This is a genomic window from Paractinoplanes toevensis (assembly GCF_018332695.1).
GTDB lineage: Bacteria > Actinomycetota > Actinomycetes > Mycobacteriales > Micromonosporaceae > Actinoplanes > Actinoplanes toevensis.
Genome location: NZ_BOQN01000053.1, coordinates 1 through 15,811, shown reverse-complemented (window position 1 = coordinate 15,811; position 15,811 = coordinate 1). Strand labels below are relative to the sequence as shown.

Below are 15,811 nucleotides of genomic sequence, written 5' to 3'. Positions count from 1 at the left end.
CCGAGCTTCATGACCGACCTGTTCCGGCATCGGATGTCGGCGGCGGTGACCGCGGCCCGGCCGCTCACCCGCGGCCGGGTCACCGGCGCCGTCGGCCTGCGGGTCACGGTGAGTGGGCTGCAGGCCCGGGTGGGCGACCTGGTGCAGATGGGCGAGGGGCCGGAGGCGATCTTCGCCGAGGTGGCCGCGCTGGACGGCCAGCAGCTGTCCTGCCTGCCACTCGGCCCGCTGACCGGGATCGGCGCCGGCACGCCGGTGACCAACACCGGCGCACCACTGCGCGTCGCGGTCGGCCCGGACCTGCGGGGCCGGATCCTGGACGGCCTGGGCCGGCCGATGGACGGCGGTCCGCCGCTTCGCGGCGAGATGGTCAGCATCGAGGCCGCGCCGCCGTCGGCGATGGAGCGACAGCTGGTCGACGCACCCATGCCCCTGGGCGTACGCGTACTGGACACGCTCGTGCCGTGCGGGCGGGGGCAGCGGATCGGCATCTTCGCCGGTTCCGGTGTCGGCAAGTCCAGCCTGATGAGCATGATCACGCGAGGCACCTCGGCCGAGATCAACGTGGTCGCGCTGGTCGGTGAGCGCGGCCGGGAGGTACGCGAGTTCATCGAGCACGACCTCGGCCCGGAAGGGCTGGCCCGGTCGGTCGTGGTGATCGCGACCTCGGACGCGGCGCCGCTGGTGCGGTTGCGCGCCGGCTCGGTAGCCACCCGGATCGCCGAGTACTACCGGGACGACGGGCATGACGTGCTGCTGCTGATGGACAGCGTGACCCGAGCAGCCATGGCGCAGCGTGAGGTCGGCCTGTCGGTCGGCGAGCCGCCGGCCACCCGGGGATATCCGCCGTCGGTCTTCGCCATGCTCGCCTCGCTGCTGGAGCGGGCCGGGCCGGGCGCCCGCGGCAGCATCACCGGCCTCTACACCGTGCTGGTGGAGGGCGACGACCACAACGAGCCGATCGCCGACGCGGCCCGCTCGATCCTCGACGGCCACGTGGTGCTCGACCGCAAACTGGCCACCGCCGGTCACTTCCCGGCGGTCCAGGCGCTCGACTCGATCTCCCGGGTCGCTAACAAGATCACCAGCCGGGAACAGCGCGCCGACGCCACCGAGCTGCGCCGCCTGATGGCCGCCCACCGCGAGGTGCGCGAGCTGGTGGAGATCGGCGCCTACGTGCCGGGCACCAACCCGGAGGCCGACCGCGCCAACGCCCTGTGGCCCCGGATCACCGCCTTCCTGCGCCAGGACATGGACGAACGAGTCAACCCAGCCGAGTCCTGGGCCCTACTGCACGCCCTCGTCACCGCCACTTGAGAGCTCGCGGCCGCCAGCTCAGGTGCAGGTCGGGTGCAGCACTCAGTGAACTCGGGGTCGGGCCGATCCCTTCATATGAGGGAGTCCTGACCCGGACCACCGCTTGGAGGGCCCAACCTTGAAACGCATCTTCGGACTCGCACCCGTGCTCCGCGCCCGCAAGGCGCAGGAGGATGCCGCCCGCGGTGCCGTCAATCAGTCGCGCGCCGAGATTCGCGATGCCCAGGCCTTGGTCAAGCGCCGCAGCCTGCAGCTGGTCGGCGCCGAGGCGCCGAGCGAGGGCACTGCCCGCGCCATGGTCGCGTCGCTGGTCGCCCGGCAGTCGCTGGCCGCCAGCCTGTTCGACGCGCAGCGCATGGTGACCGACGCCGAGCAGATCGAGCGGGAGCGGATGGCCGTCCTCGCCGACGCCGCCAAGCGTCGCCGGGCCGTCGAGATGATGGCCGAGCGGCACGCCGAGCTCGTCCGCTCCCACGACCTGCGGGTCGACCAGGCGTCGCTGGACGAGCTGTCCACCACCTCCAAAGCCCGTAACGCCGCCCGCGGCCTGACCGACGGGAGCTGAGAGCATGAGTCTGGGTGTCAGTGGAGTCCTCTCCCGCATTCAGCAGTTGCAGAGCCAGCTCGGCCTCACCCCGATCACTCCGGATACCGCCTCGGCCGGCACCGTGACCACCAAGCCCGGCGGCGACTCGACGTTCGCCTCGATGCTGACCGACGCCACCGGTGCCCCGCTGCCGACCATCGGCGGGGGCAGCTCCGGCGCCGACGTGGTGGCCGCGGCCAAGAAGTACCTCGGCACCCCGTACGTCTTCGGCAGCACCAACCCGGACAAGGGGCTGGACTGCTCCGGCCTGGTCCAGCGGGCCTACGCCGACCTGGGTATCCAGCTGCCCCGCAACTCCTGGCAGCAGGCCAAGGCCGGCCAGCCGGTGGCGAGCATGGCTGACGCGAAGCCGGGCGACATCCTGGCCTTCGACTCGCCGGTCGACCACGTCGGCATCTACCTCGGCGACAACAAGATGATCGCGGCGCCGAAGCCGGGCGACCACGTCAAGATCCAGAAGGTGTGGGAGACGCCCACCCAGATCCGTCGCGTGGTCACCGATTCCGCCTCGGTCGCCGCCCAGAACATGGCCTCGGTCCGCCCGGCCGCCCTGTCCGGCAACGGTGCGCTGGCCGGTGTCCCGTACGGCGACCTGTTCGTCAAGGCCGGCGCCAAGTACGGCATCTCGCCGAAGCTGCTGGCCGCGGTGGCCAAGGTCGAGTCCGGTTACGACCCGCAGGCGGTCAGCAAGGTCGGCGCCCGCGGACTGATGCAGCTGATGCCGTCCACCGCCAAGGGCCTCGGCGTCGACAACGCGTTCGATCCGGAGCAGGCCATCTTCGGCGGGGCGAAGCTGCTCGCCCGCAACCTGCGCGAATTCAAGTCGGTGCCGCTGGCCCTGGCCGCCTACAACGCGGGCGGCGGCGCGGTGAAGAAGTACGACGGCATTCCGCCGTTCGCCGAGACCCAGGCGTATGTGCCGAAGGTGCAGAAGGCCCTCGCCGCCCTCGGCGGCTGACCCTCGACCGCCCCCGTATCCGACCAGGGAGAGCCGCATGAAGACGCCGAGTTCCGTCACCGGTTCGGACCGCACGAACCCGCTGGACGTCGGACGCCGGACGAACGGCAAGCGCGGGGACGGGGGCGACGAGTTCGGCTCGGCGCTCTCGGCCGAGCTGGGCCGGCCCGACGAGGACACCGACACGACGAAGCGGCCCACCGAGCGCGACGCGGCCGATCGGGCCGCGCGGGCGGCCGCCCAGCGCGCCGACCGGGCCGAGGCCGATCGGGCCGCGGCGAGCCGGGCCTCGCTCGACCGCGCGGCCGCCAATCGGGCCACCGCCGACCGGGCCGCCGCCGACCACGCGGCCGCCGACCGCACCGCCGCGAACCGCGGCGCCCAGCAGCGGGACACCGACGCCGCCCGACGGCTGGCCGACGACCGCGCCGGCGCCGACCGTCCCGAGGTCGACCGGACCGTCGACCGGCGGACGGTCGACGACCGCGCCCGCACCGACAAGAGCCGTCCGGAACCGGACCAGGACAGGGTCACCTCGGCCGAGGGCGGGGACGACAGCAAGGCCGCCACCGGCCCGGCCGAGAAGCCGGCCGACGCCGACGACACCGCTCAGACCGATGACGCGAAGGCGGCCGACACCAAGCCGGCCGACACCGCGACGGCCCAGACCGGCGACGCCGCACAGGCCGCCACCGCCCAGCCGGCCCCGGCCGCGATGGCCGCGATGGCCGCGATGGCCGGTCAGGTCGCCGCCACACCGGTACCGCAGACGCCGGCCACCGCGCAATCCGCCGCCACTCCGGCCGGCACCGCACCGCCCGCCGGGGTGTCGGCGGTCGGCGGCGTCTCGCCCGCCGCCGGACCGAACGCGGCGGCGGCCGCCAACCCCGATGCGGCTGCCACCATCCCGGCGGCCGTGTCGCAGGAGACCATCACCAACACACCGGCCGAGGCCGCGACGCTGCCCGCCGGAACGCTGCGCGACGCCTCCGGCAAGCCGGTGACCGGTGCGAACACGCCGAACGGCCCGGCCCTGCCGGCCGAGCTCGGCAACGCCGGGGTCACCGGCACCGCCACCCAGCCGGCCGCCACGCCGACGGCACCAGCCACGCCCGGCCAGCAACCGCCGACTCCGGCCGCCCTCGCGACCCCGGCCGCCGCGGCCGGCCCCACGCCGCCGGCCACGCCCGCCCCGGCCGACGCCGCCGCGCAGGCCGCGGCCACGGCACCGGCCGCACCCACCGGACCGGCCGCGGCGCAGGCTCAGCCGCCCGTCCCCGCCACGCCGGCCCCCGACGCCGGCGCGCAGCCGGCACCCGCCACGGCCACCACCGCCGCACCCGACCGGGCCGCTCCGGATGCCGCGACCGCCCCGCCGACCGGCATGCCGCCCGCCCCGGCCGCGACTCCCGCTCTCGCTCCCGACGGAACGGCCACGGCCGGCGTACTCGGTCAGGCCGGCCTGGCCGGAGTCTCCGGACCGCAACCCACCGCCCCGGCCGCCCCGGCGGCCGGCACTCCGCCGCCGGCCAATCCGCAGGCACCGCTGCCGCCCGCCGCCGCCCAGGTGGCGATGCGGATCATGCCGCTGAAGCTGGAGGCCGACGGCATCCACCGGCTCACCGTGCACCTGCACCCGGCCGACCTCGGCCCGGTCCAGGTGGTGGCGGAGATCCGCAACGGCGACATCAACCTGCAGCTCACCGGCACCACCGACGCGGGCACGGAGGCACTGCGCAACGCGCTGGGCGACCTGCGCCGCGAGCTGGAGGACTCCGGTTTCGGCAACTGCTCGCTCGACCTGCGGCAAGGCACGGCCCAGCAGGAGCAGGCGCGGCAGCAGTTCTCCGCGCCGGGCTACCCGGGCGGCCGGCGGGACAACGGCCCGGCCGGCCCCGAGGTACCGGCCGAGCCCGCCCCGACGACCCGCCGCACGCCCGGCAGCAGCCGGCTCGACATCCACGCATAAATAGATGGATAGAACGAGACGCCGGTGGACACTCTTGGTGTCCACCGGCGTCTTCGTCCTCGTCAGGCCGTTTTCTCGGCGTCCATCGGGCTGGGCGTGACAGCGGTGGCTTCCCCACCATCGCCGTTTCGTCCGTAACCCGCCGTGACGAACCGCAGTGCGGCCAGCAGCAGTGCCGCGATCGGCACCGCGATGATGAACCTGATCAGCACGTCGGTGAGATCCAGCTGGTCGAGCACGTACCGGTACAGTGCCGGTGCGCTGATCACGAACGCGAACAGCAGGACCGACGGACGGATCATTGCCGCACCGTGCGCGACGCCCGTCGAGGCGGCGCCGCCACCGGCATGATGTCGGTCGCGATCCGCGCGCAGAGCATGGCGGCCCAGGCGTGCGGGGTGGCCGGCTTACCGTCCAGCGAGAAGATCGGCAGATCCAGGCCGAGCACCGATGCCGGGTCCTGAGTGAGCTCCACGCCGTGCACCACGAGCGACTCGACCTCGCCGAGCGTGCGCAGGTGGCGGGCCGTGTCGGCGGTCTTGCGGGTGGCGTCGACGACCGCCCAGACCGCGGTGGCCCCGATCGCGTCGCACATCTCGTTGACCCAGAGCGGGTCGGTGCCACCCACCGGCGCGTCCATCACCACGACCCACGCCTGCTCGGCGTTGTGCAGCTTGTCCACCCGCGACTCGGCCGCCTCGCGGTTCGGGATCAACCGGGACGAGTGCAGGCCGGTGCCGGCCGTCGACGTAGCGGCCAGGAGCAGGTGATTCTCCGGTACGCCGATCTGGTCCAGCAGGTGCCGCGCGATCGGTACGCCGAGGTTGATGTCCCCGGCCAGCACCAGGATCTCCCCCGGCCCGTCCGGAATGCCCGGCGCCGAGGGCCGCGCGGCCAGCACGCTGAGCACCCCCGCGTACGTGTCCGCCCCGGTGATCTGGCTGGCCATCGCCTCCGGCATGCCGACCGAGATGAGGTTGCGGATCACCGGATCGCTGTCGGCCGGAGCCACCACCGGCGGCGGTGTCGCCGCTACCGGCTTCAGCCCGAACGCCGCGGCCGTCGAAGGCGCCGGCGGCGTCTCGATGATCTCCTCGACCGGCGGCTCGTCGATCTCGACCGCGCTGGCCCCGAGACCACCGATCCGCTCGGCCAGACTCGGCTGCGCGTGCTCCGCGTGCTCCGCGTGCTCCGCGTGCTGCGCGACGTGTTCCGGCTCGGCGGCCGGAGCCGGCGGGGCGGACACGACCGGTGCGGTCGCCTTCGGCGGATGGTTCACCGCATGCTCCGTGGTCGCGGCCGGCCGGAACGGGCGCACGGTCGGTGCGTCCTCGCCGCGCAGCGGCACCCCCGCCTTCGGCCGGGGCGGGTTCCGCTCGAAGTCCGGCAGCGGCGCGTGCCCGGTGGAGTCCAGCCCGGCCATCAGCTCGGCGAACGCCGCGTTGGTGTCGCTGTGCGCGGCACCCCGGCCCTCGTCGGCACCGAAGTTGTTGTCCTCGGCCGGGCTCGGTGCCGGGGCCGGGCGAGCGGCCGGCCGGGAGAACGTCGTCTCGCCGGGCCGGGCCTGGCCGAAGGTCGCCGGAGTCACCGTACGGGCGGCCGGGCGGGCCGGCTCGTCCAGGCGATCCTGCGATTCGGCGCGTTCCAGCAGTCGTTCCAGTGTGTGGCCGTTGTCCGAGGTCGGTCGTTTCGCCATGTCATTCCTGTCCTCGTTCGGGTCCGGGACCTCCACGGAAAGCTCGTAATGCTGCTTCGCGAAGAAACCTCCGACGCCGCCACTGCGGACTTTGTCGGCGGAAATGATCCGGACACCGGAGCCGTACTCATCGCGTACCTGAGCCAGCAGTGGCTCGATGGCCGGTCCCTCAAGCAGCACCCGCGTAGGCACCGTTCACCACCCCTATCGTTTCGATCTGTGCTGTGGAACCAGAGATTTCGCCGTACGACAGCACCTGCACCCGGCGTGAGCCGGCGCGCAGCAGGCGCATCAGTGGGAGCCGCAGCTGTGGCGAGCAGGCGAGCACGGGCGACAGGCCCTGTTGCTCGGCGGTCTCGGCCAGGCGAGCGGCCTCGCTGACGATCGCCTCGGCACGCAAACCGTCGATCGCCATGAAGGCTCCCGTCTCGCTTGGCCGCAACGATTCGAGCAGTTGTTGCTCGAGCATGGGATCGAGGGTGATCACCGTGAGCCGGCCGCCGGTGACGTACTGGGCGGCAATGGCCGGGCCGAGCGCGGCCCGCGCCGCCTCCACCAGGCTGTCCTGGTCGACGGAGATCTTCGCTCTCAGCGAGAGCGCCTCGAAGATTCGGACCAGGTCGCGGATGGGCACGCCCTCGTCCAGCATTGCCTGCAGCACTTTCTGGATCTGACCGAGGCTGAGAACCGCCGGGGTCAGCTCCTCCACCACGACCGGGTGCGTCCGCTTCACCATCTCGGTCAGCGCCCGGACGTCCTCGCGGCCGAGCAGTCGGCTCGCGTTGCTGCGGACCACCTCGGCCAGATGCGTGATGATCACACTGGCCCGGTCCACCACCGTCGCTCCGGAGAGCTCGGCCTGGTAATGCAGTTCGGCCGGCACCCATTTGCCGGGCAGGCCGAAGACTGGTTCGACACCGGCGCGGCCGGGCAGGCCCTGCAGCCCGTCACCGATCGCCAGCACGGTGCCGGGTGGGGCCTCGCCGGTGCCGGCGTCGACCCCGGAGATCCGGATCGCGTACGACGAGAGCGGCAGGTCCAAGTCGTCCCGGGTGCGCACGGGCGGCATGATCACGCCGAGCTCCATGGCCATCTTGCGGCGCAGGGCACGCACCCGGTCGAGCAGGTCACCGCTGCTGGTGTCGACGAGGTCGACGAGGTCGGGCGAGAGGGCGAGCTCGAGCGGGTCGACCCGCATCTCGCCGAGCAGCTGTTCCGGCGAGTCGGGGGCCGGCAGCTCGACCGCCTCGGCCGCGGCCTTCGCGGCGACCTCGTCCTCCGGCACCGGGTCCTTGACCCGCTGCGCGATGGCCAGCACGGCGACACCGACCAGCAGGAACGGAATCTTGGGCAGACCGGGGATGACGCAGAGCGCGAGGGCGGCACCGCCACCGATGCGCAGCGCGAGCTTGTTCTGGCTGAGCTGCTCGGTGACGCTGGTGCCCATGTCGCCGGAGGTGGCCGAGCGGGTCACGATCAGACCGGTGGCCACCGAGAGCAGCAGGGCGGGCACCTGGGAGACCAGGCCGTCGCCGACGCTCAGCAGGCTGTAGTGGTTCATCGCGTCGGTGGCCGACATGCCCTGCTGGATCAGGCCCACGGCGAAGCCGCCGACCAGGTTGATCACGGTGATGATGATGGCCGCGATCGCGTCGCCCTTGACGAACTTGGAACCACCGTCCATGGCGCCGTAGAACTCGGCCTCGGCGGCCACCTCGGCGCGGCGCTTCTTGGCCTGGTCCTCGTCGATCAGGCCGGCGTTGAGGTCGGCATCGATCGCCATCTGCTTGCCGGGCATGGCGTCGAGGGTGAACCGGGCGCCGACCTCGGCGACCCGCTCGGCACCCTTGGTCACCACCACCATCTGGACGATCACCAGGATCAGGAAGATCACCAGGCCGATGACCAGGTTGCCACCGACCACGAAGCTGCCGAACGCGTGGATCACCTTGCCGGCGTCGCCGTCCCGCAGAACCAGCCGGGTGGCGCTGATGTTGAGCGCGAGCCGGAACAGGGTGGCCACCAGGAGCAAGGCCGGGAAAACCGAGAAATCGAGAGGCTTCTGTACGAACATACTGACCAGCAGGATCAGCAGGGCCGCCGTGATGTTCACGGCGAGCAGGGTGTCGAGCAGGAACGTCGGCAACGGGACGACCATCATGATGATGATGCCGATTACCCCGATGGGTACGGCCAGTCGACTGAGGTTGCGGCTCTTCACGGCACCTTCCCAGGCACAGGGTGTACCTCACCCCTCACGCAGAGTCTCCCTCGTACGAGGGACGCATGTGAGGAAATCTCCTAAATTTTCGGTTATGCGGCTGCTGAGGTGGAATTGGGGTTGCGGTGCAGGCCTGCCGCCGAACCACGTGCCTTCAGGCTCATCACGAACGCCAGCACCTTGGCCACCGCGCCGTAGAAGTCGGCCGGGATCTCCGCGCCCACCTCGCAGCCGGCGTACAGCGACCGGGCCAGCGGCACGTCCTGCACCATCGGCACCCGGTGCTCGGTGGCCAGCTCACGGATCTTGGTGGCGAGCGGGCCCTGCCCCTTGGCCACCACCCGCGGCGCGCCCTTGGTCGGTTCGTACCGCAACGCCACCGCCACGTGCGTCGGGTTGACCATCACCACGTCGGCCATCGGCACGTCGGCCATCTGCCGGTTGCGGGCCATGGCCATCTGCCGGGCCCGGATCTGGGCCTTGATCAGCGGGTCGCCCTCGGCGTTCTTGTTCTCCTGCTTGACCTCTTCCTTGGTCATCCGCAGCTGCTTGTTGGTGCGGCGGCGGACCACGAAGTAGTCGGCGGCGGCCATCACGATGCCGGCCACCGAGGCGGCCCGGATCAGCCCGATGGTGGCGTCCTTGACCACCGCCAGCAGCGTGCCGAGCTGCAGCTGGCCGGCGGTCATCAGGACCGGGATCTGGTCCTTGGTCTCGGTGTACAGCACCGCCGCGAGCACGGCGGTCTTGACCAGCGCCTTGATCGCCTCCCAGAGCGCCTGCGGCCCGAGCATCTTCTTGATGCCGGGCAGCGGGTTGAGCCGGTTGAACTTCGGGATGAAGAGCTTGGTCGCGATGCGGATGCCGCCCTGCGCGCCGGCCGACGCGATGCCGACCAGCATCAGGGTGACCGACAGGGGAAGCACCGCCCAGGCGATGCCGAAGCCGGCCTCCCGGAGGATGTGCAGGGCCAGAGCCGGTTCCGGCCGGTCGATCACGTCCGGCACCTGGGAGACCAGCTCCTGGGCGTGCTCCATCGCCGTACCCATCGTCTTGGGCAGCAGGATGCTCGCGGCCAGCATGCCGAACCAGGCGCCGATGTCCGGCGTACGCCCGATCTGGCCTTCGCGTTTGGCCTTTTTGAGTTTCTGTGGAGTTGGCTGTTCGGTCTTCTCACCGGACACGGGTCACCACCTCAGCCGCCGGTCAACTTCAGCACGGCGGTGACCGATTTCTCGACCAGGTTCTCGATGACCGGCGGCAACAGGGTGATCGACATGCCGGAGAGCAGCAGCAGGACGAAGATCTTGGCGGGGAACCCGAGCTGGAACGCGTTGAGCGCGGGCGCCACCCGGTTGAGCAGACCGAATGCCACGTCGGTGAGGAACAGCACGATCACCAGCGGGCCGGCGATCTGGATGGCGGCCAGGAACAGCTCGCCGACCCCCTTGAGCAGGACCTGGCTGAACGTGGTCAGGTCGAAGGACAGGTTCAGCGGCATGGTCCGGAACGACTGGAGAAAGCCGCGCAGGATCATCTGATGACCGCCGGTGGCGAACAGGATGGTGACCGCCACCAGGTTGTAGAACCGGCCGAACACCGAGCTCTGGTTCATCGACAGCGGGTCGTAACCCATCGCCAGGGTGAAACCGCCGAAGAGGTCGAGCAGGTCACCGGCCGCCTGGAGGGCGGCGAACAGCATGGCCACGAGGAAGCCGAGCGAGGCACCCACGAAGACCTGGAGGGCGGCGCTGGCGATGATGTCGGCGGTCTGCAGGCTGGGGATGGTGCCGCGCAGGTACGGCGCCATCGGCAGGGTGAGACCCACCGACAGCAGCGCCTTGACGGTGCCCGGGATGAACCGGGAGTTGAACGGCGGGCAGATCATCAGGAAGGCCCCGGTCCGGGCAGCGCCCAGCAGGATCGCGAGCAGATCCGCGATCGGGATGTTCCAGTTCATCGGTAGGACGCCACCAACGCCGTGAGGATCAACCCCCACCCGTTGACCATGACGAACAGCAGGAGTTTGAAGGGCAGCGAGATCGTCACCGGGGGCAGCATCATCATGCCCAGCGACATCAGGGAGGCCGAGACGACCATGTCGATCAGCAGGAACGGGATGAAGATGACGAAGCCGATGATGAACGCGGCCCGCAGCTCGGAGAGCACGAACGCGGGGATCAGCGTGGTCAGCTCGACGTCTTCCTTGTTCCGCGGCTGGTCCGAGCCGGACAGCTTGATCATGAGGCCGACCTCGTCCTCACGGGTGGTCTTCCACATGAAGTCGCGCAGCGGCTGCACGCCGTCCTTGAACGCCTGCGACTGGGTCTTGTCACCCTTGAGATAGGGCTGCACCCCCTGCTCGTTCATGGCCGAGACGGTCGGTCCCATGATGAACAGGCTCAGGAACAGGGCCAGACCGGCCAGCACCTGGTTGGGCGGCATGCTGGTCAGGCCGAGCGCGTTGCGGGTGATCCCAAGGACCATGAAGACCTTGGTGAAACACGTGCAGAGCAGCAGCAGGGCCGGCGCCACCGACAGCACGGTGAGGCCCAGCATGATCACCAGCGAGGAGGCCGGGCGGCTGCCGTCCGGGTTGGTCCCGTTGACGTTGAAATTGATGCTCGGCGGCGACGGCGGGGCCGGCGCCTGCGGTACGCGATCCGGCATCGCCACGGTCACCACCGCCGGGGCCATCGGCGCCGGTCGCGGCTCGGCGGACGCGGCGCCGGGCAGCAGCACCAGCGCCAGGCCGACCGTGGCAAGCAGAAGCAGGATCGCGCGTCGCATGGCTTATCGCCTCGATGTCCGGTCGCGGATCGTTTCCAGGAGGGTCCGGTCGAGCCGGTTCGCGCCCGGGCCGGCCGGGTGGACGGCCGGCAGGTCGGCCGGTTCGAGCGGGACGTGCTCCTCGTGCTCGGGCTTCTCGAAATCGGCGACGTCGGCCTCGCCGAGGAAGTTCACCTGCGCCTCGGTGACCCCGATGATGATCGCCCGGTCGCCCACCCGCACCACGGCCACCTCGGCGTTGCGGTTGATCTGCTGCCGATTGAGTACGGCGAGCGCGCCATGCGCCCGGCGAGCGCTCAGCGGGCGGCGTACCAGCCGCGCCACGGCCCACATCAGGCCGAGGACGACCAGCAGTGAGAAGCCGATCCGCAGGACGAGCTCGAGCAAGGCCGTTACTCCCGCTCGGCGCCCGGGGCGACGATCTCGGTGATCCTGATGCCGAAGTTCTCGTCCACCACGACCACCTCGCCCCGAGCGATCAGCCGGCCGTTGACGAGCAGGTCCGCCGGGCTGCCGGCGGCCCGGTCGAGTTCGACGATCGCGCCCGGGTTGAGCGAGAGCAGTTCACGCACGCTCATCCGGGTACGGCCGAGTTCGGCCGAGACCTCCATCTCGACGTCGTGCAGCATGTCCAGGCCGCCGCGGTTCAGCGCCGCGCCGGTCACTCCGGTCGCCGGCGCCGGCGACCGGGTGGCCACGTCCATCTGGCCGGGTTCCTCGCTCGGCCAGGGGCTCAGCGCGAGGGCCAGCACCGCGCGGACCTCCTCGCCCTCGACCAGCGGGACGACCACGGCGTCTTCCTTGGTGGCCAGCGCGCTCAGCGCGACACCCGGCTCCATCACCTGCCCCGGGTCGAGGACCACCGGTCCGAAGACCCGGGCCGCCGCCTCCAGTGCCGGCCGGACCGCGGCGGTCAGGTCGAGCTCGCCGAGCGGGCTCTCCTTGAGCGCGTCCGCGAGATCCTGGCCGACCACGACGACGACCTCACCGCTGGCCGCACCGCTGAACTTGGCGGTGACCGCCTGGCCCTCGATGACGGTGTCCGCCGAGGCGGCGACCGGGGCGGCGACGGCGAGCGTGCGGCTGGTGGGCAGGACGGCAAGGGCGGCTTCGGCGGCGTTCCGGGCGAGCGCCAGCTGCGGCGCGGTGATGGTGGGCGCGGTCATGGGCGGCCTGACTCCTTGGACGACTCCTTGGGCGGCGGCACCACGAGACAGGCGAGCCGGGCGCCCTGATTACCGGGAACTGCGTGAGCGAAAACGGTCTCGTTGACGGTCACCTCGAGGGGCCGGCTGGTCGCGTGACTCAGCGGGACGACGTCACCGGGACGCAGGTCCACGATGTCATCGGTACGCATACGAATGGGCTGGAATCGGACCGCAACGTCGATCGGAGCCGAGAAAAGACCGGCCGTGAGGTTGCGCAGCGCGAGGTTCTTGCTGGCCCGTTCCTTGTCGCTGAGCACGACCGCCTCGGTGCGCGACAGCACCGGCAGAATCATGTTGAACGGCATGCAGATGCTGGCCAGGCACTCCTCGGCGCCGATCTTCAGTTCGAAGGTGGCGACCACGCAGGCATCACCGGGCGCGTGCGCCCGCAGGAACTGGGCGTTGTACTCGATCTCCTTGAGCTTCGGCTGGATGTCGACCAGGGTCTCGAAGCCGTACCTCAGCTCGCCCAGCATGCGCTCCAGCAACCCGCGCAGCAGAGGCATCTCGACCTCGGTCAGCGGTCGCTCCGGCTGAGGTCCGCCGGGTCCGCCGAGCATGTGGTCGATAGCGGTCATCACGGTGGAGGAGGACATCTCCATCAGGGCCGTGCCGTCGAGCGGATCGAGGCCCACCACCGCGATCACGGTGGGATTGGAGAGCGACGCCACGTACTCGTCGTAGTTGAGCTGCTCGATGGCGGCGAGGGTGACGCTGCTGACCACGCGTAACCGGGTGGTCAGCAGGGTGCCGCAGCTACGGGCATACGTCTCGAACGCGGTCTGCAGCGTGCGGACGTGGTCCCGGGAGAGTTTGACGGGCCGGCGGAAGTCGTACGCCGTGGGCCCCCCGCTCTGCCCACGGCGCGACATCTTGCCCGGGGATCGTGTTCCGGAGGTCACGTCGTCCCCATCGGCTCACTTCCTGAACCGCTGAGCGTGAGGGCCGTATTTAGCCGTAGATCGACGAACGGGCGGGATCACCGAAGTGATCCCGCCCGTCCGTTTCAGTCGATTACTGGGTCACGAAGGCGGTGTAGTAGATACCCATGACCATTTTCTTGCCGTCCTCGGTGTAGGCCTTCACGATCTTGGCGAGCAGTTCTTCCTTGATCGCCTCGCGGCCCTTCTCGGTCTCCAGCTCGGCAACCTTCTTGCCGGTGTACTCGTCGATCGCCAGCTCGATCGCCTCGCTGGTGTCGACCTCCTCGGTGCCGGCATCCGCCGTCTGCTGCAGAGCGAACTGGAGCTTCAGGTAGTGGCTGTCCGCCAGGTTGATGGTCAGAGACTCGTCGATCGCGGTGACCGAGCCCTTCTCGGGCGCTTTGGCCTCGGCGGAGTCGCCCTTCAGCATGAAGAACGCGCCAGCGCCACCACCGATCAGCACGACCGCGGCGATCACAATGATCATCAGCATCTTCTTGGACTTCTTCGGCGCCTCGGCAGCGCTTTCCTTGTTCTCGTCAGCCATTGGAATCCCCCCGTCAGTCGTGCGTGGTCGTGGAAGTAGAAGTGGAAGTGTCAGCGGCGCTGTTCGCGGCCTCGACCGCCTTCTCCAGCGCGGCGGCCTGTGCCGTGGTCTGCCCGGTGTGCAGCTTGGCGTCCGAGCCGGCCGCGGCCGGCAGCAGTGCCGCCTGGTCGGCCGGGAGGGTGGTGAGGACGACGACGTCCACCCGGCGGTTCATCGTGATCGAGCGCGGGTCCTTCGGGTCGATCAGCGGCTTGGTGTCCGAGAAGCCGACCGCACTGAGGCGGTTCTTGGTGACACCGTGGCCGGACAGGTACCGAACCGTGGTCGAGGCGCGAGCCGCGGAGAGCTCCCAGCCGCTCGGGTAGTAGGTGGTGACCGCCTTGAGCTGGTTGGTGTTGCCGTCGACCTCGATGTTGTTCTTCAGCTTCGCCAGCGTCGGTGCCAGCGCGTCCAGGATCTTCTTGCCACCGGACTTCAGGTCGGCCCGGTTACCGGCGAACACCACCTCGTTGGTGACGATGGTGACCACCAGACCGCGCTTGTCGATCGTGAACTTCACGTTGTTGAGCTGGCCGGCCTTGGCCAGCGCGTCAGCCAACTGGTTCTCGACGTTCTTGAGGTCCTGGGCTTCCTTGGCCGCCGCCTGGGCGTTCTGCGAAGCCTTGAGCCGGTCCTCGGCCTTGACAGCCGCCTCGACGGCTGCCTTCTCCTTCTCGGTCATGTTCGACGTGCCGGTCTTGCCGTCACCCGGGTTGGCACCCGGGTCGATCTGCACGATCTCGGCGCTCTGGCCGGCGCCGTCCAGCGTCGAGGTCTGCCCGGAGAACGCGGCGCTCTGCGCACCGAAACCGGCGGACAAACCCGATGCCAGCTCGGCGAACTTCTTCATGTTGACGTCCGACATCGAGTAGAGAACCACGAAGAGTACGAACAGCAGGGTGAGCATGTCGGCGTACGAAACGAGCCAGCGCTCGTGATTGACGTGCTCCTCGTGTTCTTCGTGAGCCTTCTTCCGACGACCCCCACCTGAGCTCATCCGTTACGCCGCCTTCTTGGTGTTAGCGGCCGCCTCGGCCTTCTTCGCCTCATCCGGCGGGAGGAGGCTGCGGAGCTTCTGTGCGACCAGACGCGGGTTCGAGCCGGCCTGGATGGCAAGGACACCGTCGACGACCAGTTCCATCTCCTCCGCCTCGACCGCGCTGAGGCGGGTCAGACGGGCGGCGACCGGAAGCCAGATCAGGTTGGCGCTGAGCACACCCCAGAGGGTGGCGACGAACGCCGCGGAGATCGAGTGACCGAGCGTCTCCGGCTTGTTCAGGTTCTCGAGCACGTGCACGAGGCCCATGACCGTGCCGATGATGCCGATCGTCGGGGCGTAACCGCCCATGTTCTCGAAGAGCTTCGAAGCGGCCTTGTCGGCCTTCTTCTTGGCCGCGATCTCGGCGTGGAGGATGTCGTGCAGCTCCTCCGGGTCGGTGCCGTCGATCGCCAGCTGCAGACCACGCTTCAGGAAGGGGTGCTCGACCGTCTTGACCGCGTCCTCGAGGGCCAGCAGGCCCTCGCGGCGGGCCCGCT

At 70.2% G+C, this 15,811-nt stretch carries 16 protein-coding genes; 4 read left to right on the top strand and 12 right to left on the bottom strand.

Features of this window, described 5'->3' with window-relative positions; translation table 11 throughout:
- The first annotated feature begins 9 nt into the window (after positions 1 to 9).
- From Ato02nite_RS20565 to Ato02nite_RS20550, 4 genes are all read left to right on the top strand, one after another.
- Positions 10 to 1,317, top strand: coding sequence for a FliI/YscN family ATPase (locus tag Ato02nite_RS20565; RefSeq protein WP_213008214.1), 1,308 nt, complete (start codon positions 10 to 12; stop codon positions 1,315 to 1,317).
- Between the two features lie 118 nt (positions 1,318 to 1,435).
- A complete protein-coding gene (locus tag Ato02nite_RS20560) occupies positions 1,436 to 1,882 on the top strand; it encodes a flagellar FliJ family protein (protein WP_213008213.1) in 447 nt (148 codons plus the stop codon).
- Positions 1,883 to 1,886: 4 nt separating this feature from the next.
- Complete coding sequence (locus Ato02nite_RS52545) at positions 1,887 to 2,882, top strand: transglycosylase SLT domain-containing protein (protein WP_213008212.1); 996 nt, start codon at positions 1,887 to 1,889, stop codon at positions 2,880 to 2,882.
- A gap of 37 nt (positions 2,883 to 2,919) precedes the next feature.
- The gene (locus Ato02nite_RS20550) at positions 2,920 to 4,851 is read left to right on the top strand and encodes a flagellar hook-length control protein FliK (protein WP_213008211.1); all 1,932 of its coding nucleotides are present in this window, start codon (positions 2,920 to 2,922) and stop codon (positions 4,849 to 4,851) included.
- A gap of 62 nt (positions 4,852 to 4,913) precedes the next feature.
- Here the strand turns inward: Ato02nite_RS20550 and Ato02nite_RS20545 are convergent, their stop codons facing one another.
- From Ato02nite_RS20545 to Ato02nite_RS20490, 12 genes are all read right to left on the bottom strand, one after another.
- On the bottom strand, positions 4,914 to 5,153 hold the full coding sequence (locus tag Ato02nite_RS20545; protein ID WP_203812110.1) for a hypothetical protein: 240 nt from the start codon (positions 5,151 to 5,153) through the stop codon (positions 4,914 to 4,916).
- Positions 5,150 to 6,727: a hypothetical protein gene (locus Ato02nite_RS20540; protein ID WP_246607254.1), complete on the bottom strand. Its 1,578-nt coding sequence runs from the start codon at positions 6,725 to 6,727 to the stop codon at positions 5,150 to 5,152. The genes Ato02nite_RS20545 and Ato02nite_RS20540 overlap by 4 nt, the downstream gene beginning before the upstream one ends.
- Positions 6,717 to 8,768, bottom strand: coding sequence for a flagellar biosynthesis protein FlhA (gene flhA / locus Ato02nite_RS20535; protein ID WP_213008209.1), 2,052 nt, complete (start codon positions 8,766 to 8,768; stop codon positions 6,717 to 6,719). Before flhA ends, Ato02nite_RS20540 begins: the two co-directional genes overlap by 11 nt.
- Before the next feature lie 92 nt (positions 8,769 to 8,860).
- Positions 8,861 to 9,952, bottom strand: coding sequence for an EscU/YscU/HrcU family type III secretion system export apparatus switch protein (locus tag Ato02nite_RS20530; protein ID WP_213008208.1), 1,092 nt, complete (start codon positions 9,950 to 9,952; stop codon positions 8,861 to 8,863).
- 11 nt (positions 9,953 to 9,963) lie between these two features.
- Positions 9,964 to 10,728 (bottom strand): flagellar biosynthetic protein FliR, encoded by a 765-nt coding sequence (locus tag Ato02nite_RS20525; RefSeq protein WP_213008207.1) that lies wholly within the window; start codon positions 10,726 to 10,728, stop codon positions 9,964 to 9,966.
- On the bottom strand, positions 10,725 to 11,558 hold the full coding sequence (gene fliP / locus Ato02nite_RS20520; RefSeq protein ID WP_213008206.1) for a flagellar type III secretion system pore protein FliP: 834 nt from the start codon (positions 11,556 to 11,558) through the stop codon (positions 10,725 to 10,727). Before fliP ends, Ato02nite_RS20525 begins: the two co-directional genes overlap by 4 nt.
- A gap of 3 nt (positions 11,559 to 11,561) precedes the next feature.
- The gene (locus Ato02nite_RS20515) at positions 11,562 to 11,945 is read right to left on the bottom strand and encodes a FliO/MopB family protein (protein ID WP_213008205.1); all 384 of its coding nucleotides are present in this window, start codon (positions 11,943 to 11,945) and stop codon (positions 11,562 to 11,564) included.
- Between the two features lie 5 nt (positions 11,946 to 11,950).
- Positions 11,951 to 12,724 (bottom strand): flagellar motor switch protein FliN, encoded by a 774-nt coding sequence (gene fliN, locus Ato02nite_RS20510; protein ID WP_213008204.1) that lies wholly within the window; start codon positions 12,722 to 12,724, stop codon positions 11,951 to 11,953.
- A complete protein-coding gene (locus Ato02nite_RS20505; RefSeq protein ID WP_246607253.1) occupies positions 12,721 to 13,668 on the bottom strand; it encodes a flagellar motor switch protein FliM in 948 nt (315 codons plus the stop codon). Before Ato02nite_RS20505 ends, fliN begins: the two co-directional genes overlap by 4 nt.
- Before the next feature lie 112 nt (positions 13,669 to 13,780).
- The gene (locus Ato02nite_RS20500) at positions 13,781 to 14,236 is read right to left on the bottom strand and encodes a flagellar basal body-associated FliL family protein (protein WP_213008203.1); all 456 of its coding nucleotides are present in this window, start codon (positions 14,234 to 14,236) and stop codon (positions 13,781 to 13,783) included.
- Positions 14,237 to 14,249: 13 nt separating this feature from the next.
- Positions 14,250 to 15,272 (bottom strand): flagellar motor protein MotB, encoded by a 1,023-nt coding sequence (locus Ato02nite_RS20495; RefSeq protein WP_213008202.1) that lies wholly within the window; start codon positions 15,270 to 15,272, stop codon positions 14,250 to 14,252.
- 3 nt (positions 15,273 to 15,275) lie between these two features.
- Positions 15,276 to 15,811 (bottom strand): motility protein A (locus Ato02nite_RS20490; RefSeq protein WP_213008201.1); only part of this gene is annotated, 536 nt, incomplete at its 5' end.

Excerpts from the sequence above, each read along its gene's own strand:
- Ato02nite_RS20565 (WP_213008214.1), top strand. The coding sequence starts at position 10 with ATGACCGACCTGTTCCGGCATCGGATGTCGGCGGCGGTGACCGCGGCC.
- Ato02nite_RS52545 (WP_213008212.1), top strand. The coding sequence starts at position 1,887 with ATGAGTCTGGGTGTCAGTGGAGTCCTCTCCCGCATTCAGCAGTTGCAG.
- Ato02nite_RS20550 (WP_213008211.1), top strand. The coding sequence starts at position 2,920 with ATGAAGACGCCGAGTTCCGTCACCGGTTCGGACCGCACGAACCCGCTG.
- Ato02nite_RS20545 (WP_203812110.1), bottom strand. The coding sequence starts at position 5,153 with ATGATCCGTCCGTCGGTCCTGCTGTTCGCGTTCGTGATCAGCGCACCG.
- Ato02nite_RS20525 (WP_213008207.1), bottom strand. The coding sequence starts at position 10,728 with ATGAACTGGAACATCCCGATCGCGGATCTGCTCGCGATCCTGCTGGGC.
- fliP (WP_213008206.1), bottom strand. The coding sequence starts at position 11,558 with ATGCGACGCGCGATCCTGCTTCTGCTTGCCACGGTCGGCCTGGCGCTG.
- fliN (WP_213008204.1), bottom strand. The coding sequence starts at position 12,724 with ATGACCGCGCCCACCATCACCGCGCCGCAGCTGGCGCTCGCCCGGAAC.
- Ato02nite_RS20500 (WP_213008203.1), bottom strand. The coding sequence starts at position 14,236 with ATGGCTGACGAGAACAAGGAAAGCGCTGCCGAGGCGCCGAAGAAGTCC.
- Ato02nite_RS20495 (WP_213008202.1), bottom strand. The coding sequence starts at position 15,272 with ATGAGCTCAGGTGGGGGTCGTCGGAAGAAGGCTCACGAAGAACACGAG.